General features: G+C 74.5%; 24 protein-coding genes. 1 reads left to right on the top strand and 23 read right to left on the bottom strand.

All coding sequences use genetic code 11. From position 1 onward, the window contains the following. Window positions 1-12: 12 nt before the first annotated feature. The 4 genes from ACF1AL_RS13185 to ACF1AL_RS13170 are packed head-to-tail and all read right to left on the bottom strand — an operon-like array spanning window position 13 to window position 2300. Window positions 13-321 (bottom strand): muconolactone Delta-isomerase family protein, encoded by a 309-nt coding sequence (locus ACF1AL_RS13185; protein ID WP_366836151.1) that lies wholly within the window; start codon window positions 319-321, stop codon window positions 13-15. 31 nt (window positions 322-352) lie between these two features. Further along, the gene (locus tag ACF1AL_RS13180) at window positions 353-1387 is read right to left on the bottom strand and encodes an ankyrin repeat domain-containing protein (protein WP_391825950.1); all 1035 of its coding nucleotides are present in this window, start codon (window positions 1385-1387) and stop codon (window positions 353-355) included. Further along, window positions 1384-1827, bottom strand: coding sequence for a nuclear transport factor 2 family protein (locus ACF1AL_RS13175; RefSeq protein ID WP_366836153.1), 444 nt, complete (start codon window positions 1825-1827; stop codon window positions 1384-1386). Before ACF1AL_RS13175 ends, ACF1AL_RS13180 begins: the two co-directional genes overlap by 4 nt. Beyond that, complete coding sequence (locus ACF1AL_RS13170) at window positions 1824-2300, bottom strand: nuclear transport factor 2 family protein (protein ID WP_391825949.1); 477 nt, start codon at window positions 2298-2300, stop codon at window positions 1824-1826. The genes ACF1AL_RS13175 and ACF1AL_RS13170 overlap by 4 nt, the downstream gene beginning before the upstream one ends. A 410-nt stretch (window positions 2301-2710) precedes the next feature. Here ACF1AL_RS13170 and ACF1AL_RS13165 point away from each other — a divergent pair, with 410 nt between their 5' ends. Next, the gene (locus ACF1AL_RS13165) at window positions 2711-3592 is read left to right on the top strand and encodes an LLM class F420-dependent oxidoreductase (RefSeq protein WP_391703200.1); all 882 of its coding nucleotides are present in this window, start codon (window positions 2711-2713) and stop codon (window positions 3590-3592) included. Between the two features lie 320 nt (window positions 3593-3912). Here ACF1AL_RS13165 and ACF1AL_RS13160 read toward each other — a convergent pair whose 3' ends face one another. From ACF1AL_RS13160 to ACF1AL_RS13070, 19 genes are all read right to left on the bottom strand, one after another. After that, window positions 3913-4809, bottom strand: a complete 897-nt coding sequence (locus ACF1AL_RS13160; protein WP_391825948.1) for a LysR family transcriptional regulator — start codon at window positions 4807-4809, stop codon at window positions 3913-3915. A gap of 112 nt (window positions 4810-4921) precedes the next feature. Beyond that, window positions 4922-6016: a LuxR C-terminal-related transcriptional regulator gene (locus tag ACF1AL_RS13155; protein WP_391825947.1), complete on the bottom strand. Its 1095-nt coding sequence runs from the start codon at window positions 6014-6016 to the stop codon at window positions 4922-4924. A gap of 43 nt (window positions 6017-6059) precedes the next feature. Further along, window positions 6060-7049 (bottom strand): TauD/TfdA family dioxygenase, encoded by a 990-nt coding sequence (locus tag ACF1AL_RS13150; RefSeq protein WP_391825946.1) that lies wholly within the window; start codon window positions 7047-7049, stop codon window positions 6060-6062. Between the two features lie 6 nt (window positions 7050-7055). Further along, window positions 7056-8159: an aspartate kinase gene (locus ACF1AL_RS13145; RefSeq protein WP_366836159.1), complete on the bottom strand. Its 1104-nt coding sequence runs from the start codon at window positions 8157-8159 to the stop codon at window positions 7056-7058. Beyond that, entirely contained in the window at window positions 8156-9199 is a 1044-nt protein-coding gene (locus ACF1AL_RS13140) for an aspartate-semialdehyde dehydrogenase (protein WP_391780573.1), read from the bottom strand. Before ACF1AL_RS13140 ends, ACF1AL_RS13145 begins: the two co-directional genes overlap by 4 nt. Beyond that, window positions 9196-10164 carry a DMT family transporter gene (locus ACF1AL_RS13135; protein ID WP_391825945.1) on the bottom strand — a complete coding sequence of 323 codons (969 nt, stop codon included), beginning with the start codon at window positions 10162-10164 and terminating at the stop codon, window positions 9196-9198. Before ACF1AL_RS13135 ends, ACF1AL_RS13140 begins: the two co-directional genes overlap by 4 nt. 27 nt (window positions 10165-10191) lie before the next feature. Next, window positions 10192-11136, bottom strand: coding sequence for a transporter substrate-binding domain-containing protein (locus ACF1AL_RS13130; protein ID WP_366836162.1), 945 nt, complete (start codon window positions 11134-11136; stop codon window positions 10192-10194). Beyond that, window positions 11133-12401, bottom strand: coding sequence for a methylaspartate mutase (locus ACF1AL_RS13125; RefSeq protein WP_391825944.1), 1269 nt, complete (start codon window positions 12399-12401; stop codon window positions 11133-11135). The genes ACF1AL_RS13130 and ACF1AL_RS13125 overlap by 4 nt, the downstream gene beginning before the upstream one ends. Next, window positions 12401-13003, bottom strand: coding sequence for a cobalamin-dependent protein (locus ACF1AL_RS13120; protein WP_391825943.1), 603 nt, complete (start codon window positions 13001-13003; stop codon window positions 12401-12403). The genes ACF1AL_RS13125 and ACF1AL_RS13120 overlap by 1 nt, the downstream gene beginning before the upstream one ends. 104 nt (window positions 13004-13107) lie before the next feature. Then, complete coding sequence (accC, locus tag ACF1AL_RS13115) at window positions 13108-14469, bottom strand: acetyl-CoA carboxylase biotin carboxylase subunit (protein WP_384207817.1); 1362 nt, start codon at window positions 14467-14469, stop codon at window positions 13108-13110. A 10-nt stretch (window positions 14470-14479) separates the two neighbouring features. Further along, the gene (gene accB, locus ACF1AL_RS13110; protein ID WP_391703176.1) at window positions 14480-14995 is read right to left on the bottom strand and encodes an acetyl-CoA carboxylase biotin carboxyl carrier protein; all 516 of its coding nucleotides are present in this window, start codon (window positions 14993-14995) and stop codon (window positions 14480-14482) included. Next, a complete protein-coding gene (locus ACF1AL_RS13105; protein WP_391821329.1) occupies window positions 14985-16700 on the bottom strand; it encodes an acetyl-CoA carboxylase carboxyltransferase subunit alpha in 1716 nt (571 codons plus the stop codon). Before ACF1AL_RS13105 ends, accB begins: the two co-directional genes overlap by 11 nt. Before the next feature lie 17 nt (window positions 16701-16717). Beyond that, complete coding sequence (locus ACF1AL_RS13100) at window positions 16718-17197, bottom strand: DUF4188 domain-containing protein (RefSeq protein WP_366836168.1); 480 nt, start codon at window positions 17195-17197, stop codon at window positions 16718-16720. A gap of 22 nt (window positions 17198-17219) precedes the next feature. Beyond that, the gene (locus ACF1AL_RS13095) at window positions 17220-18635 is read right to left on the bottom strand and encodes an aldehyde dehydrogenase family protein (RefSeq protein ID WP_391825942.1); all 1416 of its coding nucleotides are present in this window, start codon (window positions 18633-18635) and stop codon (window positions 17220-17222) included. Between the two features lie 82 nt (window positions 18636-18717). Then, entirely contained in the window at window positions 18718-19371 is a 654-nt protein-coding gene (locus ACF1AL_RS13090) for an RNA polymerase sigma factor (protein WP_386584864.1), read from the bottom strand. Window positions 19372-19646: 275 nt separating this feature from the next. Then, complete coding sequence (locus ACF1AL_RS13085) at window positions 19647-20453, bottom strand: 4'-phosphopantetheinyl transferase superfamily protein (protein ID WP_366836171.1); 807 nt, start codon at window positions 20451-20453, stop codon at window positions 19647-19649. Between the two features lie 8 nt (window positions 20454-20461). Next, the gene (locus ACF1AL_RS13080) at window positions 20462-22219 is read right to left on the bottom strand and encodes an acyl-CoA dehydrogenase family protein (RefSeq protein ID WP_391703162.1); all 1758 of its coding nucleotides are present in this window, start codon (window positions 22217-22219) and stop codon (window positions 20462-20464) included. Window positions 22220-22247: 28 nt separating this feature from the next. Beyond that, window positions 22248-24464 (bottom strand): acyl-CoA dehydrogenase family protein, encoded by a 2217-nt coding sequence (locus tag ACF1AL_RS13075; RefSeq protein WP_391825941.1) that lies wholly within the window; start codon window positions 24462-24464, stop codon window positions 22248-22250. After that, window positions 24461-26071 carry a PfaD family polyunsaturated fatty acid/polyketide biosynthesis protein gene (locus tag ACF1AL_RS13070; protein ID WP_391825940.1) on the bottom strand — a complete coding sequence of 537 codons (1611 nt, stop codon included), beginning with the start codon at window positions 26069-26071 and terminating at the stop codon, window positions 24461-24463. Before ACF1AL_RS13070 ends, ACF1AL_RS13075 begins: the two co-directional genes overlap by 4 nt. Window positions 26072-26093 lie beyond the last annotated feature (22 nt).

The raw sequence follows: 26093 nt of genomic DNA, 5'->3' as shown, positions 1-26093 counted from the left end.
GCGGCGCGGGGGTCAGACCTTGTAGGCCTTCTTGACGTCTTCGGCGAAGCCGAGGTAGTCGCGCAGCGGCCAGACCTCCTCGAACTCCAGGTACTCGCGCATCGGCAGCCGGCCGAGCGCGGTGCGGTCGAGTTCCTCGGCGTCCGGGGAGTCGATGATGGCGATCACACGCTTCTGCGCGGCGACCTTCCAGATGCCGACGCAGAACCCGGAGTCGATGGTCTCCTGGGCGTGCTCGGCCTCCTCGCGCTCGAGGTCCCACAGCTCGTCGAGGGAGATGCGTCCCTCGTGGTTCCAGCGCATCTGGACGTAGAACAGCATGGGATCCCCCTGGGGATCGGGCGGGCGGTGGTCAGACCGCGGCGAGTGCCGCGATCCGCTCGGTCAGCGGGTCGGCGGGGCCGAACACCTCGGTGGCCAGGTCGAGCGGCGTCTTGCCGTCGTGGCCGACGAGGTCGAGGCGTGCCCCGGCGTCGAGGAGCGCGGTGACGCAGTCGGCGTAGCCGTGCCACAGCGCGTCGTGCAGCGGGGTGTAGCCGTTGGTGGCGCCCTGGAAGTCCAGGTCGATCCCGTCGTGGGCGACGAGGTCGCGGGTGATGCCGGCGTGCCCGTTGTAGACGGCCTTGTGCAGCGGCACGGCGCCGAAGCAGGGCTCGACTGCGTTGATGTCGGCGCCCGCGTCGAGCAGCAGCCGGACGATCTCGGCGTGGCCGTCGCGGGCGGCGACCAGCAGCGGGGTGTGGGCGTCGTTGAACCCGTTGAGCATGGGGTGGCGGACGTCCACCTCGGCGCCGGCGGCGAGGAGTTCGCGCACCCGGTCGGTGTCGCCCTCCGCGACGGCGGCCATCAGCGGCTGGGCCTCGACGGCGCGGGCGTCGCTCTCGCGGCGCTCCTGCAGCAGCCGCTCGGCACGCAGCAGCTTGTCCTTGCCGAAGGTGTTGACGTTCAGCTCGTAGGCGAAGTGCTCCTCGAGCGAGAAGCCGTAGTGCGTGTGCAGCTTCAGGCCGGCGCCCTGCGCGAGCAGGTACTCCACCAGGTCGGGGAACTTGTACCACAGGGCGTCCATCAGCGGGGTGTGCCCGGTGGTGGGGGCGACGGCGTCCACGAAGGCGCCGGCCTCGACGAGTTGCCGGGTGACGTCCAGGTCGCCGCCCTGGCAGGCCTTGTGCAGCGCGGTGGCGCCGGCCCGGCTGTCCGCGGTGTGCACGTCGGCGCCCGCGGCGATGAGGGCGCCGACGGTCGCCGGGTCGGCCTGGCCGGCGGCGATCATCAGCACCGTCAGGCCGGAGCCGGTCTCCCGGGTGCTCGCGTCGGCGCCGGCGGCCAGCAGCCGCCGCACCTCCTCCGTCTTGCGCGCGCGTACGGCGGCGATCAGCTCGGCGCTCACCGGGACGCCTTCGGGTCGTCGCCGCGGAGCGCGGCGATGATGGGCGAGGGGTCGGTGTGCGACTCCCAGCGGACGATGCGGCCGTCGCGCACGGTGAGCCAGTGGGTGAAGACGATCTCGAACTCGAGGCCGGTCTCCTTCACCCGGGAGATCTCGTGGATCACACCGGCGGCGCGCTCGCCCTCGACGACGAGGTCGAGCAGTTCCTCGGAGATCACGTCGCACTGGCCGGCGAAGACCTGCACGCTCTCGGCGACCGCGTCGCGGCTGTGCAGGGTGCCGATCCACTTCATGTCGTCGTTGTAGCCGGGCACCGGGCGGTAGTTGATCCACTCGACGTCGTCGGCGAGCAGGCCGAGGGCGGTGCCGAAGTCGCCGCTGGTGAGCGCCGAGAACCAGCGCTTGGCGACGTCCCGGGTGTGCTCGGTGGTCTCGCTCATGTCGTCTCCTTGGGGCTGTCCGGGGCGGTCATGATCTGCTGGTTGCCGTCCGCCCACAGGGCCGTCATCACCAGGCCGGTGATGTGCCAGCCGGCCGCCTCGGGGCGGGTGGTGCGGGCCAGCTCGAAGCGGTAGCGGCCGCCGAGCGTCCAGGTCGGCGAGCCGTGCGGGACGGGCAGCACATGGGTGGCCTGGAAGTGGGCCGTCACCACCGCCTCGTCGCCGCGCACGTCGGCGAGCTGGTTGCCGATCAGGTGCTGGGTGGCCTCGAGGTGGCCGAGGCCGGCGGACCAGTCGGCGATGACCTGCTCGCGGGCGCGGACGGCCGGTTCGCCGCCGAAGAGGCTGGTGTAGTCCAGCGCCACCTTCTCGGCGAGCACGGCCGGCAGTGCGTCCCACTGGCGCAGGTCGACGTACCACAGCATCCTGGTGCAGGTCTCGATCACGTCGAGCCGGTCTTCCGCGGAACTCATGGGCATCTCCGGGGGCAGGCCGCCGCGGCGGGCGAGGGGCGTGCGGGGTGTTCGGTCCCGGCCGACGCTAGTGAGCGGGCGCGCGGGGGTCCTGTCCAGCGCGTTCGGGCCGGCGGACTTGGTCAGCTCCGGCCGGGTACTACGTCAGTTCTCCCGGTTGACAGAGCACTTGACGCAGTGTCATCGCCGGTGTGACGGAGTGCGGGGAAGGGCCTCTCGGGGGGTCCCCGGGGGCGGGTGCGGTGAGGAGGGTGGGACGGCGGCCGGATCGGCCGGCACGGAACGACGAGGAGGTTCCCATGGTGGATGTCACCGCTGCGGTGCACGGGCGGACCGCGTCCGGGGAGGACGACGGCTGGGGTCTGGCCGGGATCGGATAACCGGGCCGGACGATGGAGAACCACCGGAACATGCGGATCGGTGCGGTGTTCCCGCACCTGGAGATCGGCGCCGACCCCGGAGCGGTCCGGGCGTGGGCCCAGGCGGTGGAGGAGGCCGGCTTCCGGCACGTGGTCGCCTTCGACCACGTGCTGGGCGCGGGTACGGCCCACCGGCCGGGGTGGCGCGGCTACACCAGCGAGGACCTCTTCCACGAGGTGTTCGTGCTGTTCGGCTATCTGGCCGGCGTGACGCGGACGCTGGAGCTGGCCACCGGGGTGCTGGTGCTGCCGCAGCGGCAGACCGCGCTGGTCGCCAAGCAGGCCGCCGAGGTGGACGTGCTCAGCGGGGGCCGGCTGCGGCTCGGCGTGGGCGTCGGCTGGAACCCGGTCGAGTACGAGGCGCTGGGCACGGCGTTCGGAGACCGCGGGGCGCGCTGCGCGGAGCAGGTGGAACTGCTGCGCGCGCTGTGGGCGGAGCCCACGGTCACCTTCGAGGGGCGCTGGCACCGGGTGCGGGACGCCGGGATCCTGCCGCGGCCGCCGCGGGGCACCATCCCCGTCTGGTTCGGCGGCGACGCGGAGCGGGTGCTGCGCCGGGCCGGCGAGCTGGGCGACGGCTGGCTGCCGCAGGGGCCGCCGGACGAGACGTCCCGCGCGATGGTGGCGCGGGTGCGGTCCTACGCCCACCGGGCGGGCCGCGACCCGTCCGCCCTCGGCTTCGAGGCCCGTCTGAAGCTGGCCCAGGTCCCCGAGTCGGCCTGGGGCGACTTCGTCACGGGCTGGCGCGACCTGGGGGCGACGCATCTGTGTCTGAGCACGATGGGCATGGGCCTGAAGACGGTCGACGCCCACATCGCCGTCCTCACCGACACCCTGCGCGGCCTGCGCCCGTCGACGGCCCCGGCCCCCTGACAGGTCCCGCTCCCCCGACGGCCCTCCCGATGTCCGGGAGGGCCGTCGTGCTGCGTCCCCGAGATCGAGGACGCGGGGCGGGAGCCCGGGGTGCGCACAGGAGCCGGCGGCGCGGGAACGTGGGTGGGAGCCCGGGGCGCGCACCGGAGCCGGGGGCGCGGGAACGTGGGTGGGAGTCCGGGGTGCGCACCGGAGCCGGGGGCGCGGGAGCGTGCGGGGAAACCGCGAGAGGCAGGCCGTCTCCGCGGGAGACCGGGAGGGGCCGCCTGCGGGGTCAGGGGGCCGTGTCCTCCGCGCGCGGCCGCCTGACCCCGGCGGGGCTACCTACCGTACTCCTCCGCGAGGAAGCGGATCGTCTGGTCGACGAAGGCGCGCATCTCGCGGGTGAGGTTCTTGCCGCGGCGCCAGGCGAGCTGGGTGTGGACCTCGAAGGGGATGTCCCAGTCGAGTTCGACGAGCGTGCCCGCCGCCAGCGTGTCGGCGACGCACGCCGACGGCAGGAGGGAGATGCCGAGGCCCGCGGCCACCCCGCGCTTGATGGACTCGATCGTGCCGAACTCCAGGAACGGCAGCGCCTCCCCCGTGCCGTCGTTCAGCTCGGCCTCGAACAGCTCGCGGTAGGCGCAGCCGGCCTCCGCCGAGATGACCTGCGTGCGGCGCAGTTCGTCGGTGGTGACCTTCGCGACCCGGGTGAGCGGGTGGTCGGGCGCGGCCACCACGGTCAGCGGCTCGGAGCCGAGCACCTCGGTCTGCACGCCGGGGTGCCGGGTCTCCGCCTCCATCAGGAAGCCCATGTCGAACATGCCCTGCCGCAGCGCGTGGCAGGTCTCGGCGCACAGGCTCGGCCGCAGCACGATGTGCAGGGCCGGGTAGCGGTGGTGGAAGAACTCCAGCAGCGGCGGCATCCGGTAGGAGGTGATGCTCTCCATCGAGCCGATGGTGAGCACGCCGGACGGCTCCTCGGAGCCGATGGTCGCGCCGCGCGCCTCACCGGCCAGGGCCAGCATCTGCTCGGCGTACGGCAGCAGCCGCTGCCCGGCCTCGGTGAGCTGGACCCGGCCGCCGAGGCGGTCGAAGAGGTCCACCCCGAGGGACATCTCCAGCCCCTTTATCTGGCTGGTCACGCTGGATTGCGCGTACTTCAGCTCCGTCGCCGCCCGCGAGAAGCTGAGCAGCGTCGCCACTTTGTGGAACGCCGCCAGCTGCCTGATATCCATGTCCTCTCCCTGCCTGGGCCGACACCGGACGGAATTTCTCATCTCAGGGAATCACCGGGGAGGTACGCATTTCCATGTCCGGCCGCTGTCTTGTTTCGGTCAGGGGCGTCCGTTAGCGGCCACAATCCCCGGTGGTCGTTCCGTTTTCCGCCGCGCCGGACAGGTCGTCGTCGGTCAGCAGGCCCTGACGGCCGATCATCAGCCCGGCCTGGAAGCGGCTCACCGCGCCCATCTCCTCCATGATGGCCGAGATGTGGCGGCGGCAGGTGCGCGCGGCCATGCCCAGCCGGCGCGCGATGACCTCGTCCTTCAGCCCCAGCGCCATGAGCCGGATGATGGACATCCGCACCTCTTCGGCGAGTTGCTGGTACTCGGCGGGCTGGCCGTCGACCTCGAAGGGCCGGCCGATCTGCCACACGGTCTCGAAGGACCGGCACAGATAGCCGACGACGGTGGGCTCGCTGACGACGGCCGCGCCGGGCGGCCGCCGTTCGTTCTGCTCCTTGGGGATGAAGGCGACCTTGCGGTCGTAGATGATGAGCCGCTCCGAGAGTTCGCCGACGGTGCGCACCTCCGCCCCGCGCCGGGTGACCTCCTGCACATAGGTGCGGGTGGCGAGGCTGGTGCGGGCGGTGTGCTGGTAGAGGATGCGCACCCGCACCCCGCGGCGCAGCAGTTCCAGGGTGTGTTCCCGGTCGGCCTCCAGCAGTTCGGGGGGCCGGCCGCCGCCGGACTGCAGGCTCATGCGTTCGCTGGTGCAGCCGTAGCGGGCCCGGTCGATCTCCCGGCGCACCTCGTCGACGTCGTCGTACACCGTGATGGGCACGTCGCCGGCGGGCCCGCCGCGGCGGGCCCGGTAGTCGGCGGCGAGGGTGCGCAGCTCCTGGTGGACGCGGCCGATCTCGCGCCGGCGGCGGGCGATCGCCACCTCCAGCGGGGAGATCAGCTGGGCCTCGGCGATCTCCGGGTCGAGCGGCACCACCGGCCGGCCGGGGACGGTGGGGCTGAGCAGGTGCAGGTCCTGCAGCGCCTTGCGCGCCTCCTCGACCCGGCCGACGTCCTCGCCGAGGGCGGCGGCGATCTCCTTGTCGTGGAAGCGGCCCCTGTCCAGGGCGACGCCGTAGGCGGTCACCGCGAGTTCGCCGAGGTGGGGCACGCCGTCCGTCAACTCCCCACCCCCGTATGGCCACAACGCTTCGTCGTCCATGTGTTCCCGTTCAGCCTAGGGCAGTCGGTCCGCGCCATGCCCGTCAGAAATGGACGCGCCGGTCCTCGGGGGTGGCGCGGTAGCGCACGCTCCACAGGCTGCGGCGGATGTAGGTGCGCTGCAGCCAGCGGTCCCGGCCGTCGTAGTGGGCGCGGAAGGTGGAGCGGGCGTGGACGCCCTTGCGGTTGTTGATGAGCAGCGCCTGGCCTGCCTGCAGCCTGACCTCGTCGGCGACGGCCCGGCAGGTCTCCTTCAGCGCGCGAAGGGCGTCCTCGGCACCCCGGGTCAGCGGCCGCACCCCGTTGGCGGACACGGCGATCTCCGGGAACCGGGGGGCGCCGCTGAGCAGCGGGACCGGTTCGGACCAGACGTCGGCGCCGTCGGCGGCGGTGCGGGTGTAGCTGCCGGGGGCGTTGAGCCGGAACAGCGGGCTGCGCAGCGTCTCGACGGTGCGCTCGGGCAGCGCGGCGGCGATGGCGCGTGCGTCGGCGTAGTAGGTGACGGCGTCGTCGCCGGGTGCGCCGCGCAGGCAGTTCAGGACGAGGAAGTCGGGGTTGGCGATGTCGTAGCGGCCGGTCGGGTCGTAGGTGATGTCGCTGTGGAAGTTGAGGAAGACGGCGGAGCCCTGGTTGGTCTGCTCCCGGGCGCCCTCGCGGACCGGGACGACGTCGTGGACGAGGCGGCCGTCCTTCTCGGTGAGGACGCCGAGGGGTTCCCCGAGCAGTCCGGTCAGCCCCAGCAGCACCCCTTCGGCGACGAAGGTGTCGCGGCCGCCGGCGGGCCGGCCGTCGGCGGGGGTGGGCGGCAGGTGCTCGTCGACCGGGAGGTTGCGCACCAGCATCAGGCCGGGTGTGTCGTTGTGCCGGCCGAAGTCCAGCACCTGCTGGAGCAGTTCGGTGGGCAGGGCGGCGAAGACCTGGTGGTAGCGGGTCAGGGCCCGGTCGACGTCGAGACACGGGTCGGGCAGCAGGCTCAGCTGCACCCCGACCGCGTCGCGCACGGCGTCGGGCAGGGCGATGTCGGCGTACGTCACGTTCGTTCACACTCCCGCGAGGTGGGGCTGCGGTGCCCGGTCCTGGGCCGGCAGGTCCAGCCGGTCGTGCAGCCGCTGGGCCAGGTGCAGGGCGTCCTCGCCGTCGGCCGCGATGTGCGTGGTGACCTTCGAGCCGCGGATCTCGGCCACGGGTACGCCGAGGGGCCGCCCGGGGTCGAGGCCGTGCCGGCGCTGCACCGCCTCCAGGTCGACGTAGCCGCCGACGACGGCGACCCGCGGCCCGTCGGTGAGCCGCACGGTGTCGATGCCGGCGGTGTGGAAGACGCCGTGCGCGAGGTCGGCGGTCTCGTCGTCGGCGTAACCGAGGACGACGGACCGCTGGTTGAAGACGATCGCGGCCATCTGGTCGCCCTCGCGGCTGATGGTGGTGCCGCGGGAGAACGGGGCCCGGTTGTAGCGGCAGACGATCTCGATGCCGTGCCGCAGCGCCAGCTGGACGGCGCGCCGGTGCAGCACCTTGGCGCCGTACAGGGACATCAGGGCGGCCATGTTGTACGACACCCGCGGCAGCAGCCGTGCGCCGCGCACCAGGTGGGGGTCGGAGGTGTAGATGCCGTCGACGTCGGAGTGGATCTCGCAGGCCCCGCCGCCGACGGCGCGGGCGACGGCGATGGCGGACAGGTCGGAGCTGTTCTTGCCGAGCCAGGTGGGCCGGCCCTGGGCGTCCACGGCCTGCCCGCCGGGCACCACCACGACCTCGTGCTCGCCCAGGGTGCGGCTGAGCGGGCCGGGGTCGGTCTCGATGACCCGCGCCCACAGGAAGGAGGAGTTGGTGATCAGGCCGACCTGGTGCCCGGCGAGCACGGTGGCGCTGCGGCCCCGGCGGTGCAGGGCGGTGGCCAGGAAGTGGGCGCTGATCAGGTCGGCGGTGGCGAGCATGCCGGCCGAGGTGGCGTCCTCGGGGTGCGGGTTGACCTCGTGCAGCCGGCTGCGGAACTGCTCGGTCTCGCCCTGCATCGCGCTGACGACGACGGCCAGCGGGCGCTTCTCCCGCTCCAGCCGGGCCTCCAGGCCGGCCGCCAGGTCGTCGTAGGCGGCGTGCGTGCGGAAGGTGGAACCGCCGAACTTCAGGATCGCGGCGTCGCTCACAGCAGCCCCCGTTCGAGGATGTTCTCGGCTATCTGGACGGCGTTCAGGGCAGCACCGATGCGCAGGTTGTCGGCGACCAGCCAGAGCCAGAAGCCGCGCGGGTTGTGCGGCGCCACGCGCACCCGGCCGACGTGCACATGGTCGGGGTCGCCCGCGGTCAGCGGGGTGGGGAAGCCACCGGGTGCCTCGCGGTCGTGCACGGTGACCTCGGGCAGCGCGGCCAGCCGCTCGACCAGTTCGGTGCGGTCGACGGGCTCGGCGGCCTCCACCCACACCGCCTCGGAGTGGCCGGTGACGACGGGCACCCGCACGCAGGTGGTGGTGACGTCCAAGTGCGGCAGGCCGAGGATCTTGCGGGACTCCTGGAGCATCTTCTGCTCCTCCAGGGTGAACCCGCTCTCCAGCAGCCGGTCGATGAACGGCACGACGTTGAAGGCGAGCGGCGCGCTGAAGCGTTCCGCGGGCAGTTCGGCGCCGGGGTCGCGCAGGGCGAGCTCGCTGCCCTCGCGCAGTTCGGCGATGCCGTGCTGCCCCTGCCCGGAGGCCGCCTGGTAGGTGCTGACGACGACCTGGCGGATGCCCCAGCGCTCCTGGACGGTGGTCAGCAGCCGCACCAGCGGGATGGTGGAGCAGTTGGGGTTGGCGATGATGCCGCTCGCCGGGCGGCCGGTCACCACGTGGGCGTTGACCTGGGGCACCACCAGCGGGGTGTCGTCGTCCATGCGGAAGGCGTTGGTGTTGTCGATGACCAGCGCGCCCTGCGCGGCGGCGGACCGGGCCCACTTGAGGCTGACGGACGTCCCGGCGGAGAAGAACGCGAGGTCCACGTCCGAGAAGTCGAACCCGTCGAGGTCCTCCACGACGACGGTGGCGCCGTCCACGTCGAGGCGGCGGCCGGCCGAGCGGGCGGACGCGGCGAGCCGCACGCCGCGGTGGCGCAGCCCGCGCGAGGCGATCAGCTCGATGAGGGTGTGCCCCACCGCCCCGGTCGCGCCGACGACGGCGATCCGCGGGGCGTGGGGGTCGTTGACGAACGTCATCGGGTGTCTCCCATCCGGGTGAGCGCGGGGGCCGGCGTCCCGTCCGCCGGGGGCCGTCGGCGGGCCGTGGGCAGCAGCCGCCAGCCGAGGTTCACGCCGAGTCCGGCGGCGGCGATCAGCGGGACGCCCAGGGCCTGCAGCGGCGTGATGCGGTGGCCGTAGACGAGGAAGTCCACGCAGATGGCCACGGCCGGGTAGACGAAGGACAGGACGGCGATCCGCGCCGTGGGCAGTTTCTGGTACGAGGCGTACAGCAGGATGTACATCAGGCAGGTGTGGATGACGCCGAGGCCCACCAGCCAGCCCCAGCGGGCGCCGAGGTGCGCGGTCTGCGCGAAGTGCGCGAATGGCAGCAGCAGCGGGATGCCGACGGTCGCCTGGACCAGGGCGGTCAGTTCGGGCCGTACGGACTTCAGGTGCTGGGCGATGACCGTGGCGAAGGCGTACAGCAGCGCGGCGAGCAGCGCCTGGCCGACGCCGAGGAGGTAGCCGGCGCCGTCGGGGCCGTCGGCGGAGCCGAGGTCGGCGACCAGCAGCACCCCGGCGAAGGCGAGCAGGATCCAGCCGGCCTGGTGCCGGTCGAGCCGCTCCTTGAACAACAGCAGCCCGAGCAGCACCACGTAGAACGGCTGGGTGTGGTAGACGACGGTGGCCACCGAGATCGAGGTCCGGCCGTAGGCGCTGAAGAGCAGGACCCAGTTGAAGACGATGCACACCCCGCCGAGCACCGCGAGCGCGAGGGTGCGCCGGGTGAAGCCGTGGTGCCGCAGCAGCCCGCGCAGCAGGCAGTAGGCGGCGAGCGCGAGCGCGCCGAAGAGGCAGCGGAAGAAGACCACGGTGAAGCTGGACACGCCCGACTCGACGACGAACACGCCCAGCGTGCCCGACAGCACCATGGCCGCGGTGAGTTCCAGGGCTCCTCTGGCCTGCCGCGATCCGCGCGGGCGGGGGGTGGGTGGGGTCACGGTCGGTACCTCATTCCTGGTGCGTCGTCAGTGCAGGGGCACGGCGTAGTGCAGTCCGCCCCGGGTCCACAGCTCGTTCGGGCCGCGGGGCACGTCGAGCCCGGAGGCCCGGCCGAGGTTGCGTTCGTACAGCTCGGCGTAGCTGCCGACGGCGTCCAGCACCCGGGCGGCCCACAGCGGGTCCAGGCCGGCGGCGGGTCCGTGCCGGCCCGCCTGGTGGGCGACGGCGTAGCGGCCCACGACCCCGTGGCGGTGGCTCTCGTACTCGGCGGCGAACAGCAGCTGGAGCACCCAGCGGCAGACGCGGAACCAGCGCGGGTCGTCGTCGCGCACCACGGCGGCCATCGGCTCGCGGGAGATCTCGGCGGCCAGGATCCGGTGCGCGCCCGGGTCGGGCAGGGTGCGGCGGGCCCCGGCGAGCGCGACCTTGTCCAGGACGTACGCGGCGCACTCACCGGCGGCGTAGGCGGCCAGCGCCCGCTGCGGGGTGTCGTGGGCGACCGGTTCGACGGCGAGGCCGCGCGGCCGGTACCAGGCGGCCAGGTTGGCCGGGGTGGTGGTGCCGGCGTGCACGGCGAGGCGGCGGCCGGCGAGTTGGGCCGGGTCGTCGACGCCGGAGGCGGCCGGGACGAGGAAGCCCTCGCCGTCGTAGCAGGTGACCCCGGCGAACAGCAGGCCGTGCGCGGCCTCGCGGCCCATGGTCCAGCTGACGTTGCACACCGTCAGGTCCGCGTCGCCGCCGGCCAGTCGGCTCAGCCGCTCGGCCGGACCCACCGGGCACCAGTCGACAGCCTCGGGGTCGGCGAGGACGGCGGCGGCGACCGCGCGGGCCACGTCGGCGTCCAGGCCCTGCCAGCGGCCGTCGGCGGTGCGGGCGGACAGGCCGGGCTGGCCCTGGGAGACCAGGGCGCGCACGGCGCCGCGCCGGCGGACGGCGGCCAGGGTGTCGGCGAGCAGGGTGCGGGCGCTCATGCCGCGCTCCGCAGCAGCGCGCCGACCAGGTCCTCGCGGTCGTAGCGGCGCTCGTTGTGGGCGAGCATGGCGGTCAGCCAGCGGGCGGTGACCGGGGCGGCGCAGTCGGCGTCGGTGCGGCGCACCCGCACGGGCATGCCGCCCGCCCGTGACCAGCCGAGCATGCCGCGTTCGTCGATCACCGCGCGGGAGCGTCCCGCGTTGTCGCGGTGCAGGCAGTACGGCACGTCGAGGACCCCGCGGGCGAACGCGGCGACCAGGGCGGCACCGACGTCGCGGCCGAGTTCGAGGGTGGCCTCCACCAGGGTGCGGGCCTCGTCGAGCAGCCCGGTGCCGGCCGGCGGCGGGCAGTGGTCGCGGGCGCAGTCGGCGGCGGCCTGCCGGGCGATCGCGTCGGCGAACTCCAGCGCCTCGACGTTCTCCCCGACGGTGGGGATACGGCGGGCCTCGGCGGGTGTCTTGACGACGAGCCGTTCCACGCCGCTGTGCACGGCGAGCCGGACGCTGTCCTCCAGCAGCCGGAACGAGCCGATCGGCGTGCGCGGGAAGACACCCATGTACGTGTAGAGCGTCAGGTGCGTGTCCACGTCGGGCAGGTACGCGCCGGCCAGGGTGCGCAGGGCCGCGAGGGCCTCCAGGTCCTGGCCGGGGTGGACCTGCTGGGCGTAGCTGAGGGAGACGGAGGCGACGCCGTGCTCGCGGAAGAACATGCCCTCCAGCACGCTCAGCGCCACCAGCAGGGAGGGCGGGCACAGCTGGCCGAGCATGCAGCCGCCGAAGGTCTCCAGGTGCATCGGCCGGGGCGCGCTCGCGGCGAGGTCGCAGCAGCGGGCCCAGTCGTCGGCGGACTCGGCGAGCGGGACCCGGCCGTAGGGCAGGCAGTACGACACCGGGCCGCCCTCGGTGGCGTCCACGCCGGCGGCTGTCATCACCCGGAACAGGTCCAGCGGCAGCGGCGAGCCGTGCCGTACCTGCACCGGGAGGCCGGCGGCGTCCAGCAGGTCCCGTACGGCGGCGGCGCCGTGCGCGAGGAGCGGGAAGCCGTTGAGGTCGGCGCCCTCGCGCAGGGCGCGGCGGGCCGAGGCGTGGTCGCCGACGCGGGTGTAGCTGTCGAGGGTGACGGTGCCGACGGCGGTGGCCCGGCAGTCGCGTACGGCCGTCAGTCCGGCCCGCATCCGCTCCACGGTGCCGAAGCCCATGCGGGGCTGGACGACGAGCCGGCCGGCCGCGGCCGCGCCGCGCACGAAGCCGGCGAAGGAGGCCATCAGCGCGCTCCGAGCGCGACCGGCAGCCCGGCGGGGGCGTCCTCGGCGCGGGCGGTGGCGGCGTCCGCGGTGTGCGGGCGGGCCGTGGCGGTGCCCGCGACAGGCGGGCGGGCCGTGGTGGCGTCCGCGGCGTGGGGGCGGGTGGCGGCGATGTCCTCGGCGAGGGCCGTCAGGAAGTCCGTGAAGCCGGCGAGCATCCGCTCGGGCGTGCTCTCGGACTCGTCGAACACCGCCTGGAACCCCGCCTCGATCAGGCGCCGGCCGAAGCCCTCGCCGTCCCCGCCGCGCACGCCGAGCTTGCCGCCGATCACGACGGGCAGTCCGGCGAGTTCCGCGTCGCGGCGGATCGCGCGGATCAGCCGGAGCCCGTCCAGGTGGCCGTGCCCGTTGACGGTGCTGAGCACCAGCAGATCGGGCCGGCCCGGGCCGCGGCAGGCGTCCATCACGGTGGCGTCCGGCGGGCACACGCCGAGATTGGTCACCTCGTGTCCCGCCTCTTCGAGCAGCAGGTGCAGATGGACGAGATTCCACATGTGCGCATCCGAGGAAACGCTGGAGACGACGACGCGCAAGGGGTGGCTCGTGGTCGGGTGAGCAGACATACCACCCACTCTTGGATTCGTCCGGGGTCAAGTAAAGGCGCGGATGAGCGAATTGCCGAATACGGCGATCACGAATTTCCATCACCGCGCCCGCGGTTGTTTCCTCAGAGAGCGAAGTGGCGTTCCAGGAAATCCGTGGTGACGCCACTGCGGCGGAATTCCGGATGGCCGAGAATCTCCTGGTGCAGCCCGATGGTGGTGTGCACGCCGGGCCCCGACACCTCGAACTCGCCCAGGGCGCGCAGGGCGCGGTCCAGGGCCGTGGCCCGGTCCGGCCCCCACACGACGAGCTTGCCGATCATCGAGTCGTAGTAGGGACTGACCCGCGCCCCGGGCACGTAGTCGGTGTCCACCCGCACCCACGGGCCGCCCGGCACGCGGTAGTTCTCCAGCAGGCCGGGGGTCGGCACGAAACCGCGCGCGGGGTCCTCGGCGTTGATGCGGCACTCGATGGCGTGGCCGCGCAGGCTCAGGTCGTCCTGGGTGACGGTGAGCGGCATGCCGGAAGCGACCCGCAGCTGCTCGGCCACCAGGTCGACCCCGGTGACGAGTTCGGTGACGGGGTGCTCCACCTGGATGCGGGCGTTCATCTCCATGAACCAGAAGGCGTCCTCGCCCGTCTCCCCCGGCTCCAGCAGGAACTCCACCGTGCCGGCGCCCCGGTAGCCCACCGCGCGCGCCCCGGCGACCGCCGCCTCCCCGAGCCGGGTGCGCAGCTTCTCGCTCATCCCGGGCGCCGGGGACTCCTCGACGAGCTTTTGGTGGCGGCGCTGCACCGAGCAGTCGCGCTCGCCGAGGTGCACGGCGCCGCCGTGGTCGTCGCACAGCACCTGGATCTCGATGTGCCGGGTGCGGGGCAGATAGCGCTCGATGTACACGGCGCTGTTCTTGAACACCGCCTGGGCGCTCGCCCGGGTCGTGGTGTACGCCTCGCGCAGGTCCTGCGGCCGGCGCACCACGGTGATGCCGCGCCCACCGCCGCCCGCGGCGGCCTTGATGACGACCGGGTAGCCGATCTCGCGGGCGATCTCCTCGGCCGCCTCCACCGAGTCGACCGGCTCGGTGGTGCCCGGCAGCAGCGGCAGTCCGGCCGCCGTCATCAGCTTGCGGGCGGTGGCCTTGTCACCGACGTTCTCCATCACCTCCGGCGGCGGGCCGATGAAGGTGATGCCGTCGTCGGCGCAGATCTCCGCGAAGTAGGGGTCCTCGGAGAGGAATCCGTACCCCGGGTGGATGGCCTCGGCGCCGGTCTTGACGGCGGCGCCGATGATGTTGGGGATGTTGAGGTAGCTGCGGGTGGGTGCGCCCGGCCCGATGTGCACGGCCTCGTCGGCCGCCTGGACGAAGCGGGCGTCGGCGTCCGGCGTGGAGTACACGGCGACCGTGCGCACGCCGAGGTCGCGGCAGGTCCGGATGATCCGCAGCGCGATCTCGCCGCGGTTGGCGATGAGCACCTTGTCAAACATGCGCCCCGCCTCAGCCGGCCGGGACGAGGTCGATGAGCGGCTGCGCGTACTCCACGACCTCCCCGTCGGGGACGTGGATGGCCTGCACGGTGCCCTTGACGTCGGCGGTGATGGCGTTGAGCAGCTTCATCGCCTCGATGATGCCGAGCTGCTGCCCGGCCTCCACGGTGTCGCCGACCTTCACGAAGGGTTCCGCGCCGGGGCTCGCGGCCCGGTAGAAGGTGCCGACGAGGGGCGCGCCGACCCGGACGACGTCCGCGGGCGCGGCGTCCGCCGTGCCCTGCGCGGGCGTCTCGGCGGACACCGCCGCGGGGGCCGCCGCCGCGCCGGCGGGGACAGGGGCCGCGGGAGCGGGGGCCGGGGCGGGGGTGGTCTCCCACTCCACGTCCACGCTGATCGCGCCGGCCCGCAGCGTGATCCGCCGCAGGGTGCCGGGGAGTTCGCCGGCCAGCAGCCGGGCCTGTGCCCGCAGCTCCTCCACGGTCGGCTCGACGGCCGGGGTGGTCGTGGTCGCCTCAGTGCTCATCGTCGTTCTCCCAGTCCACTACGGGCTGCAGGTCCAGGTCGCCGAAGCGGTCGAACCGCTCGCGTCGCGCGGCGACGAGCTGCTCGCCGGAGCGGCCGAGCAGCGGGGTGAGGGTGTGCGCCAGGGCGCTCTTCAGGGTCAGCGCGGTGGTGTGCGGCGCGGTGTGGGCGCCGTCGGGCGGTTCCGGCACGATGCCGTCGACGACGCCGAGCCGCAGCAGGTCGGACGCGGTCAGGCGGAGCGCGTCGGCGGCGCGGCCGGCGTGCTCGGCGGTGCCGTACAGAATCGTGGAGGCGCCCTCGGGGCTGATCACCGAGTAGTAGGCGTTCTGCAGGATCAGCACCCGGTCGGCGACGCCGAGGGCGAGGGCGCCGCCGCTGCCGCCCTCGCCGGTGACCACGGAGACCACCGGGACGCGCAGCCGGGACAGCTCCAGGATGCACTCGGCGATGGCGACGGACTGCCCGCGCTCCTCGGCCTCGATGCCGGGGAAGGCGCCCGGGGTGTCGACGAATGCGATCAGCGGCAGCCCGAACCGGTCGGCGAGCCGCATCAGGCGCAGCGCCTTGCGGTAGCCCTCGGGGTGCGGCATGCCGAAGTTGGAGCGCACCAGTTCGGCCGTGTCGTGGCCCTTCTGGTGGCCGAGGACGACCACGCTCTGCCCGCCGAACCGGGCGAGGCCGCCGAGCAGGGCCTGGTCGTCGCCGTGCGCCCGGTCGCCGTGCAGGGAGACGAAGTCGTCGAAGACGTACCCGATGTACTCGGCGGTGGTGGGCCGGTCGATGGTGCGGGCCAGGGCGACGGTCTCGCGGGTGGTGCGCACGGCCGGCACCGGGCGGGTGAGCAGGAACTCGCCCTCGGGCGCGGTGGGTTCGGGCAGCTCCGGCACGGACGGGCCGAGCAGGGTCAGCAGCCGTGCCAGTGTCTCGCGCTGGGTCTCGCGCGGGACGACCCCGTCGATCATCCCGTGCTCCAGCAGGAACTCCGCGCTCTGGAAGCCGGCCGGCAGCTCCTGGCGGATGGTGTTGCGGATGACCTGCGGCCCGGCGAAGCCGATGAGGCTGCCCGGCTCGGCGAGGACGACGTCCCCGAGCATCGCGAAGGAGGCGCTGACCCCGCCGAACGTGGGGTCGGTGTTGAGGTTGACCACCGGCACGCGGGCCTCGCGCAGGGCGGCGATCGCCTGGGCGGTCTTGGCCATCTGCATCAGCGACAGCGCGCCCTCCTGCATCCGCGCGCCGCCGGAGGCGGCCACCAGCAGCAGCGGGGTGCGCTCGGCGAGCGCGGTGCGGGCGGCCGCGGCGACGGCCGCGCCGACCACGGTGCCCATGCTGCCGCCCATGAAGCTGAAGTCGAGGACGACGGTGATCACGGGCCGGCCGCGCACGGTCATCCGCCCGGCCAGGACGGCGTCGGCGCGCCCGGTGCGGGCCTGCGCGTCCCGCAGCCGCTCCGGGTAGGGCTTGCTGTCGGTGAAGCCCAGCAGGTCGCGCGGCGGGCCGGGGTCGGGGAACGCCTCGAAGCTGCCGGGGTCGGCGAGCTGGTCGATCCGCACGTCGGGCGGTATGCGGAAGTGGAACTGGCATTCGGGGCAGACCTTGCGGTTGCGGTCGAGGCGCTTGCCGTAGATGAAGGCGCCGCAGGACGCGCACCGGCGCCACTGGACGTCCTGTCCGGCCCGTACCGGGCCCGGGGTCGTCGTCACGTTGTTCTCCGCTCGTGTCAGCTGCCGCCGCGGGAGCCGCTCGCGCGCTGCGCCGGGGCGGAGCGCTGCGGGACGCTCGCGGTGGCCCGGGCGATGCCGAAGGGCGGCATGTTGCGGTAGACGGTGTGCGTGCGCGCCGGGTCGACGACGTACGCCTCGTGGTAGATGCCGACCGCGCCGTTGTCGCCGACGGCGCGGTTGAACCGGGCCCAGGCGGGGCGGTGGGCGGCGTTCGTGTCGTGGGCGTACGTCATGAGCTCGTCCATGCCGCGCCAGTACTGGACGACGACCACCGTGCGGCCGATCCAGGTGCGGGCGCCCAGGAAGCCGTACTCCTGCTGCTTGTTCAGTTCGACCAGCATCGGGATCATCGCCAGGAAGGACGGCAGCCAGCGGTGCACCTTCCAGAGGCTGTTGATCCGCATGCCGATCAGGAACACGACGGTGCCCTCGGGCGGGTCCGCCACCTGGGGCACGAGCTCGACCTTTGCGGCCACGCGAACTCCTCGTGAGGGATGGTCAGAAGGGATAGGTGCGCGGCGGGGCGCTCGTGGTCAGCGTCCGCCAGCGGGTGAACGCCTCCAGGGCGGCCTGCCCGCCGAAGCCGGAGCCGTTGCCGGAGGCGCCGACGCCGCCGAAGGGCAGGCCGGCGTCCTGGACGACGGTCTGGTCGCCGACGTGGGTGACGCCGCAGCGCAGTTGCCGTGCGAGGCGCTCGCCGCGGGCGGTGTCGCCGGTGTAGACGGCGGCGGTCAGGCCGTGGTCGGAGGTGTTGGCGAGGCGGACCGCGTCGGCGTCGTCGGTGAACGGGGTGACGGTGGCGACCGGCCCGAACACCTCGGTGTGGAAGACGTCCATGTGCTCGGTGACGCCCGCGAGCACCGTCGGCGGGTAGTACGGCGACCGGGGCCGGCCGCCGGTGACCAGCAGGGCGCCCTGGGCGACGGCGTGTTCGACGGCGGCGGCGACGGCGGTGAGCCGGCCGCGGTCGATCACCGGGCCGATCTGGACGTCCTCGCGGTGCGGGTCGCCGACGCGCAGGGCGGCGGCGTGCCGGGCGAGGGCCCGCGTGTACTCCTCGGCGATCGCGCGGTGCACCAGGTGGCGGCGGGCCGACATGCAGATCTGGCCCTGGTGCAGGAAGGAGCCCCAGGCGCCGGCCGCGGCGGCCTGTTCCACGTCGGCGTCGTCGAGGACGACATAGGCGTTCTGGCCGCCGAGTTCGAGCACGGCCCGCTTCAGCAGCCGGCCGCAGGCGGCGCCGATGTCGCGGCCCACTTCGGTGGACCCGGTGAAGGAGACCATGTCGACCTGCGCGGCCCGCACCAGTGCGCTGCCGGTCTCCGCGTCGCCGTGCACCACCTGCAGCACCCCGTCCGGGAGCCCGGCCTGCGCGAACACCTCCGCGAAGAGCCGGCCACCGCTGAGCGGGGTGTGCGGGTCGGGTTTGAGCACGACGGCGTTGCCGAGGGCGAGCGCCGGGCCGACCGAGCGCATGCCGAGCAGCAGCGGGAAGTTCCACGGCACGATCACGCCGACCACGCCCAGCGGGACGCGGGTGACGTGGGCGGTGCGGCCGGGGTCGTCGCCGGGCGGGTGCGCGGGGCCGCCGTCGCGGGCCAGGCGGGCGCCGTGCCGCAGCTCCTGCGCGGCCAGGTGCACTTCGAAGAACGCCTTGCCGGGGATCGCGCCGCCCTCCCGCACGAGCAGCTCCTGCGCCTCGTCGACGCGTTCCAGCAGCAGGCCGGCGGCGCGGTCGGCGACCGCGGCGCGCTCCTCGGCGGGCGTGGCCGCCCAGCCGGGCGCCGCGTGCGCGGCCCGCCGGGCGGCGGAGGCCACCGCGTCGGGGGTGGACAGCTCCACCTCGCCGAGCGTCTCCCCCGTGGTGATCTCCCGGCTCACCAGCCGGGTCGCGCTCCGCGTGGACGTGGTCACCTGCGCCCCTCCCGCCGCTTCAGCGGTGCGCCGGTGCGGGCGTGCCCACCGGCCGGCCGGACGGGGCTGTGCGGGGAAGTCCTCACCTGGCTACCTCGGTTCGGTCGGCGGTGCTTCGGTCAGGGGTGGTCAGCGGGCAGCGGGCGCAGCCGGCCGGCGCCGGGCCGGGCTCGGCGGCGGCCTGGTCCAGGGCGCGGCGCAGGCGGCGCAGGCAGCGGGTGCGGATCGGGCCGACGGAGCCCTCCGGCATGGCCAGCGCGGCGGCGATCTCCTGATACGACGCCGGCGGGTCCTGCAGGGCGCGCAGCAGCAGCTCGCGGCACTGCTCGGACAGGCCGTCCAGGGCGCGGCGCACCTCCCGGCCGCGGTCGGCGCGCAGGGTGATCTGCTCGGGGCTCTCGTGCGGGCCGCGGTGGCGGTCCAGCAGGGACTCCAGCACCTCGCGGTCGCCGACGTGGACGAGCCGGCGGTCGCGGGTGGCCGCCTTGATGGCCTCGCGGCGGGCCACGGTGGCCAGCCAGTCGCCGAGCCGGTCGGGGTCGCGGATGCGGTCGGCGTTCTGCATCAGCCGGAACCAGGTCAGCTGCCGTACGTCCTCGGCGTCGACCCGGCTGACGCGGTGGCTGCGCGCCACCGACCACACGAGCCGGCCGAACCGGTCGACGGTCTCGTCCCAGGCCTCCGCCTCGCCGCGGGCGCACCCCGCGAGCAGTTCCGCGTTCCCCTTCGCCGGCATGGTTCGCCCTCCGTCCCACCGCCCCCGTCGTCCGGCGGTTCCCGGCTTCCATGCAACACACCCCCGACGACGGCCGGAAACCGCCGCTGCTGGCAGGTAGCGGCCAGACCGGGAGTGGACACCGCAGCCGGGCGCACGCCCGGCACGCCCGGCGGGGGCGACGCCGGACGTACGCGGCCGGATGCAGCGCCGAACGCATGAAGGGCAGGGGCGAGGCAGGACGCACGCGGGCCGGGGTGGCGGAGCGGCCGGTGGGGCGGCACGCCGGGCGGTGCTCATCCGGTGGCTCCCCGGGGCAGGAGTTCCGCCATCGCCGAGCGGAGGCGGACCGGGATCGGGCCCGTGTCGTCCTCACTGGCGCGGATGGCGATGCCGAGGGCGAAGCGGTCCCAGACCTGCATCACCTGGATCTGCCACAGGGGCCGTTCGTCCTCCGGGATCTCGTCGTCCACGACGGCCAGGCCGCCGCCGCGCAGCCGGTGCACGGAGAACGCGTCGAAGCCGCGGGCCATGCCCATGCCGGTGGCCTTGGTGTACGCCTCCTTGGCCACCCAGGAGTCGGCGAAGGCGTGCCCCTGCTGGTCCTCCCGGTCGCGGCGCAGGATCTCCTGCTCCAGCGGGGTGAACACCTTCGGCGCGAACTGCAGCGCCTCGGGGCGGGCCGGGGTGGCCTCCGCGTCGACGCCGGCGGTGCGGCCGCGCACCACGATGGCCGCGATCAGCCCGTTGGTGTGGGTGAGGTTGAAGTCCAGTCCCCAGTCGCTGCCCTGGACCGTGGGCCGGCCGAAGCGGCCCTTGGCGAACCGCCACTCGTCCGGCTCGACGTCGGCGTACTGGGAGAGCACCTGCCGGGACAGCAGCCGGGCGCCGAGGAAGCGGGTGCGGGCGGCGGGGAACAGCAGCCGGTCGTGCCGGGCCCGCTCCTCTTCGGTGAGCAGGGCGAGGCCGCCGGTCGCCGCGGCGAACCGGTCCACGTCCTCCTCGGCGAGCAGCCACACGTCGGCCGAGCCGGCGAGCGGGTCGCCGGCCGGTTCCGGCGCCGTGCCGGGGGGCTGCGCCATCGCGCGCGTCGGGGGGCGCATCGGGAGTGTCACCACCGCACGGGGTACGGACGGAAGGCGAACAGCAGCCCCGCGCTGTGGGTGTCGGTCAGCGCGGCGGCCACCGCGTCGACGTCGTCGGGTCCCGTCACCCGGCGCAGGGGGTGGAAGCGGCGCAGCAGCCGTTCCAGGCACAGCAGCAGCACGGCGGGCGAGCGCAGCGCGGGCGCGAGCGAGTCCCGGCCGTGCAGGTACAGGTGGACGCAGGCGGCCCCGGCGGAGACCGCCGCGTACTGCTTGGCGAGGTCGTACAGCTCGGCGGACTGCCCGGCCCGCCGGCCCTGTTCGGCGGCCAGCTTGGCGTGCTCGGCGGCGATCCGGTGCACCTCCGCCGCGAGCGCGTCCGCGGTGTCGGCGCACCGGGCGAGCACGCCGGCGTCGCGGCCGGAGGCGGTCTCGCCCGCGCGGCGCAGCGCGGCGGCGGCCGCGGGCAGCGCGAGCACGTTGTCGTCGCCTTCGCGGCTGAACAGCTGTTGCGCGGCGGGGTCGTACGGCGGCATGGGGTGGGCGGGGTCGAAGAGGCGCGCGGTGGCCTCCACGGCCCGTTCGACGCGCGCCGGGTCCTGCTCGACGGTGTCCGCGGCGAGCCGTTTGAGCTGCAGCGCGATGTTCTTGAGGTTCACCACGGTGTTGCCGTCGGCGAAGTTGGAGATGGCGAAGTCCCGCAGCATCTTCTGGAAGACGCCGTGCCGGGGGTGGGCGCGCAGGTAGTAGCGGGCGCCGAGGACGGTGGCGAGGCGGGAGAGGGTCTCCTCCAGCAGCGTCGGCACGAAGTACTTCACGACCGAGGACCACACGCTGGCCTGCGCCGGGGCGAGCTGCAGCGAACGGACGGCGCCGGTGGTCAGCGCGTCCGCGACGAGCAGTTCGGCGAAGCTCTCCGCCAGCTGCCGCCGGGAGTACGGCACCTCGGCGACCGTGCCGCCGAAGATGACGCGGGAGAGGGCGAAGTCGCAGGTGGTGCGCAGCGCGGTGTCCACGCAGCTCATGGCGATGCTGGAGATGGCGATCCGGGCCAGCTGGCTGCTCTTGAGCGCCACTTCGAGGCCCTGTCCCGCCCGGCCGACGAGCGCGGAGTCCGGCACGAGGCAGTCGCGCAGCGCCACCCCGCTCATGTCGAGCCCGCGCAGCCCGTGCAGGGGCTCGTCCGGCAGGTGCCGCAGCTGCCCCTCGGTCAGGCCCGCCTTCTCCACGGCGAAGACGGAGTAGCCGCCGGGGCCGCCCTCGGGGCGGGTGCGGGCGAAGACCATGACGGTGTCGGCGACTGTGGCGTTGCCGATCGTCCACTTCTCGCCGTTCAGGAGCCAGCCGCCGTCGGTGCGGGTGGCGGTGGTCTCGTTGGCGAGGACGTCGCTGCCGTGCCGGCGCTCGGACAGGCCCCAGGCCAGCTTGGCGCCGCCGCGGACGGCGTCGGCGAAGTGCCGGCGCTGCTCCTCGGTGCCCGCGACCCACACCGGCATGTAGCTGAGGCTGGTGAGCACCATGGCGGTGGCGGCGGTGGGGTCGCGGCGGCCGACCAGCCGGTAGAGGTTGAAGCCGTCCTCGACGTCGACGGCGCGGCCGCCCTGGTCGGCGGGGATGATCCAGTCGTACAGGCCCCAGGCGGCCAGGTGGTCGACGAACACGTGCGGGTAGCGCTGTTCCTCGTCCAGGGCGAGGACGCGCGGGTAGGGCATGGGTCCGGCGGGGTCCCACGGGTCGCCCAGGTGGTTCTCCAGGTCGGCCATGAGCGCGGCGAGGTCGGTCATGTCCGCTCCTCCTCGGTCGGTCGGGGGCTCACGCGGGGCCCGGGGCGTCGGACAGCCGCACCGGGAGTGCGGTGAACAGCTGGGGGTCGGCGTCCAGCCGGGTGACGGCCTCGGCGGCGGGCGCGAGGTCTCCGGCCGGCACCCGGCGCGGGTCGCGGCCGTCGGCGTGGGCCAGCAGCACGGCGAGGACGGCGGTCAGCCAGCCGGCGCCGTCGGCGCGTTCGCCGTACAGGCCCCGGCCGGAGTGCGCCCACCAGGCGAGGGCCGCGGCGGCGGCCGCGTACAGCAGGCAGCCGCTGTCGGCGAGGTCGAGCGGTTCGGGGCCGGCCGCGCGGGCGCGGTCGCGGCGGGCGTCGGCGGCCGCGGCGACGGTGGCGGCGAGCGCCGCGCGCACCTCGCGCACCAGCTCGGCGGCGCGCGGCGCCCCGCACTCCTCCAGCCGCGCGGCCACCGTCGCGGCGTGCTCGGCGAACCCGAGCAGCACGCGGTCCCGGGGGCGGGCGGCCAGGTCGAGGGCGGTGTGGTCGAGGGCGGGCAGCGGCTCGCCGTACGCGCACAGCGCCCGCACGTCCCGCGGTGCCGTCCGCGCGTCCTGGGGCGGTTCGGCGTAGGCGGGGAGCTGGGCGGCCACGGCCCGCAGCACCCCGAGCGGGCTGGTGTCGATGGACTCGACGACGGCGTTGTCGCGCTGGGCCTTGTCGACGACCGAGCCGGGACCGTCGGCGAGGAACCCGCGGGCGCCCAGCAGGCCGCGCGAGCGGACGATGGAGGAGGCGGTCAGCCGGGTGGCGACCCGTTTGACGACGTGCGAGCACAGGCCGAACGTGCCGGGCGACAGCTGGGCGTAGCGGGCCGCCGTCAGCGACAGCACGTCGGCCGCCATCAACTCGGCGCCGGCAAGGGCGATGTCGCGCTCCGTGTGGGCGGTGCCGGCGACGGCCGCGCCGGCGGCCTTGCGGGAGCGGGTGAAGCGCAGCGCCGTACGCAGGGCGGTGTCGGCGGTGGCGAGGCAGGCCGCGGTGCTCAGCAGCCGCACCAGCTGCTGGGCGCGCATCGCCGCGGCCAGCCCGCCGCCGACGGCGCCGACCACCGCGTCCGCGGGAACGGGCGTCCCGTCGAAGACGAGGTCGGCGAAGTCGATGCCGCGCATGCCGGTCACCGGGTGGGCGGCCGCCCGGCGGACGCGGGCCAGTTCCCGCGGGCCGAGCAGCACCGCCGTGAACGCGGCGGGGCCGCGGGGCGCGGTGCGCGCCACGACCAGCGCGGCGTGCGCGGTGGCGCCCCGGCCGACCAGCCACTTGCTCCCGGTGAGGGTGAACCCGCCGCCGGGCGCCTCCTCCAGCCGGCAGGTGTTGGCCAGGACGTCGCTGCCCGCGTGCTCCTCGGAGAGCGCGAAGGCGACGGTACGGCCCGCGTGCACCCAGTCGGCGACGGCCCTGGCCTGCCCGGGCGTGCCGGCCGCGAGGACCGTGGCCACGGCCGCGCAGGACAGCAGCGTCGCCGGCATCACCGCCGCGTCCCGGCGGGCCGCGACCCGCACCCGCTGCAGCGTGTCGTCCAGCCCCGTCAGCGTGCCGCCCAGCCCGGCCGGAACATGCGCGAGCGGCAGATCGGCCGACTCCAGCCGCTCGGCGAAGGCATGCGGGAACTCGGCCCGCCCGTCCCGGGCCACGGCGGCGGCGAACCCGTACGGATTCCCGCCCCGCCACGGATCCCCGAGCAACGCATCAAGCGACTCGGCCCCGGGAAACACGGCCCCGGTCCCCTCGGCAGCGACAGCCGGGCCACCGGGCCGCTCGCCGAAGGCGGAGGCACCGTCCGGCCCCTCGCCGCCGGACGGGCCGGCGGCCGGCTCGCCGGCGCCGGAGGTGCTTTGGGCCTGCTCGGCGGGAGCCGGTGAGGCGTCGCGCCACTCGCCTGCGACCGACCAACCGCCGGGTCGCAGGGCCGCGGACGGGCCGGCAGGCCGCTCCGCGGTGGCGGAGGCACCATGAGAGCGCTCGGCGGCCGTCGGCACGGCGTCGAGTCGCTCCACGGCCACGGAAGCGCCGTCCGGCCCCTCGGCTGCGGGCAAGCCGGCTCGACGTTCGGCAATGGCGGATGCCCCGCCGGGATGCTCGGCGGCGGCAGCCGGCGTGGCGTCAGGTCGCTCTGCGGCTGCCGGCGGGGTGAGGCCGACGGGGTGCGCGGTCGCCTGGCCGGACTTGTCGTCGGGCCGCTCCGCGGCGGTGGGCGGGGTGGTCATGACAGCACCTGCTCGGCTGCGTCGGGGTGCGGGACCGGGTAGGCGGCGATCGCCGGGGACAGGGCGAGACCCGCCGCGCGGAGCAGTGACAGGCGTTGGTGGAAGGCGGCGCCGGTCATCAGGTGGTGGGCCACGTCGGCGACGCGCCGGTTGCGCGGGGCGGCCAGATACGTGCCGCGCACCCAGTCGTTGAAGGCGCCCATGGCCGGGCCGCACCAGATCTGGTAGTCGACGGCGCGGTCCTCGTCGCCGGTGGTCGCCCAGCGGGAGGCCATGCCGAGGTACCAGCGGAAGACGAGCGCGGCCCGCCGCTTGGGGTTCTCGGCGGCGCGGGCCAGCTGGGCGGGGTCGCGGCGCTCGAAGTACGCCGCGGTGTCCGCCCAGACGTCGGCCAGCGGCCGCCGGAAGATCTGCTGCTCGATCCGCGCGCGCACCGGCGCGGGGATCGCGTCGAGGCCGTCGTGGTCGCGGTACAGCTCGTACAGCAGCTTGGCCCGCATCGGGAAGAGCGTGCCGCGCTTGAGGACCTGCAGCTCGACCCCCATCTCGAACATGTCCGCGGCCGGCGCCATCTCGCAGTCCGCGAGCTCGGCGCGGGCCAGCATCTCCTTGACCCGGTCGGAGGTCCCCGCCTCCACACAGGACTGGTTGACGGAACCGGTCACCACGTAGTCGGCGCCCATCGCGAACGCCGCCCAGGCCGCGTCCGGCGTGCCGATGCCGCCGGCCGCGCCGACCCGGATCCGCACCGGGTGGCCGAGCTCCTTCATCAGCGCGTCCCGCTGCCGCAGGATCACCGGCAGCTGCGCGGGCAGCGAACGCCGGTCGGTGTGCCCGCCGGAGTCGGCCTCGACGGTGATGTCGTCGGCGAGCGGCACCCGGGCGGCCAGCCGCGCCTGCTCCGCCGTGATCGCGCCGTCCGCGAGCAGGGCGCTGACCATCGCCTCGGGCGCGGGCCGCATGAACAGTTCCGCGATCTCCGTACGGGAGATCTTGGCGATCACCTTGTTCTCGGCGACGACGCCGTGCGGCCCGCCCGCGCGCAGTCCGGCGAGCCGGTAGCGCACCAGGTGCGGGGTGAGCCCGAGGAAGGCCGACGCCTCCACGCACGGCACCCGGTGCTTGAGGTACAGCTCGACCGCGGTGCGCTCCAGCCGCTCCTCGCTCGGGCTGTGGATCAGGTTGCAGGCGTACGGCAGCCCGGGGATCTCGGCGGCGAACCGCTGAAGCGCCCGCTCCACCGTCTCCGGCAGCAGCCCGGCCGCGCCGTAGGAGGCGAGGTAGCCGGCGCGGGCCATGGCGATCACCAGGTCGGCGGAGGCGATGCCGCCGGCCATGGCCCCGCTCATGTAGGCCTGCCGCACCCCGTGGGCGCGCAGGAACGCGGCGCTGCCCAGGCGTTCGGGGCCGAGCGCGGGCGCGGCGGCGACGATCTCGTGCTCCCCGCCGGGGCCCGCCGTGCCACCGGCGGCGGCACCGAGGCCGTGGGGGCCGCGCAGGACGTACACGGGTTCGTCGAGGCGGGTGAGGACGTCCTGGATCGCGCTGTCGCCGACCGCGGGTGCCACGGGTCCGCTCCACCGCGGCCGCGGCTGCTCGGTGGTCATCTGCTGTCTCCCTCGTGGGCTG

Source organism: Streptomyces sp. NPDC014801, assembly GCF_043082085.1.
Classification (GTDB): domain Bacteria; phylum Actinomycetota; class Actinomycetes; order Streptomycetales; family Streptomycetaceae; genus Streptomyces.
The sequence above is the reverse complement of the archived record's forward strand: the minus strand, read 5'-3'. Positions and strand labels throughout refer to the sequence as shown.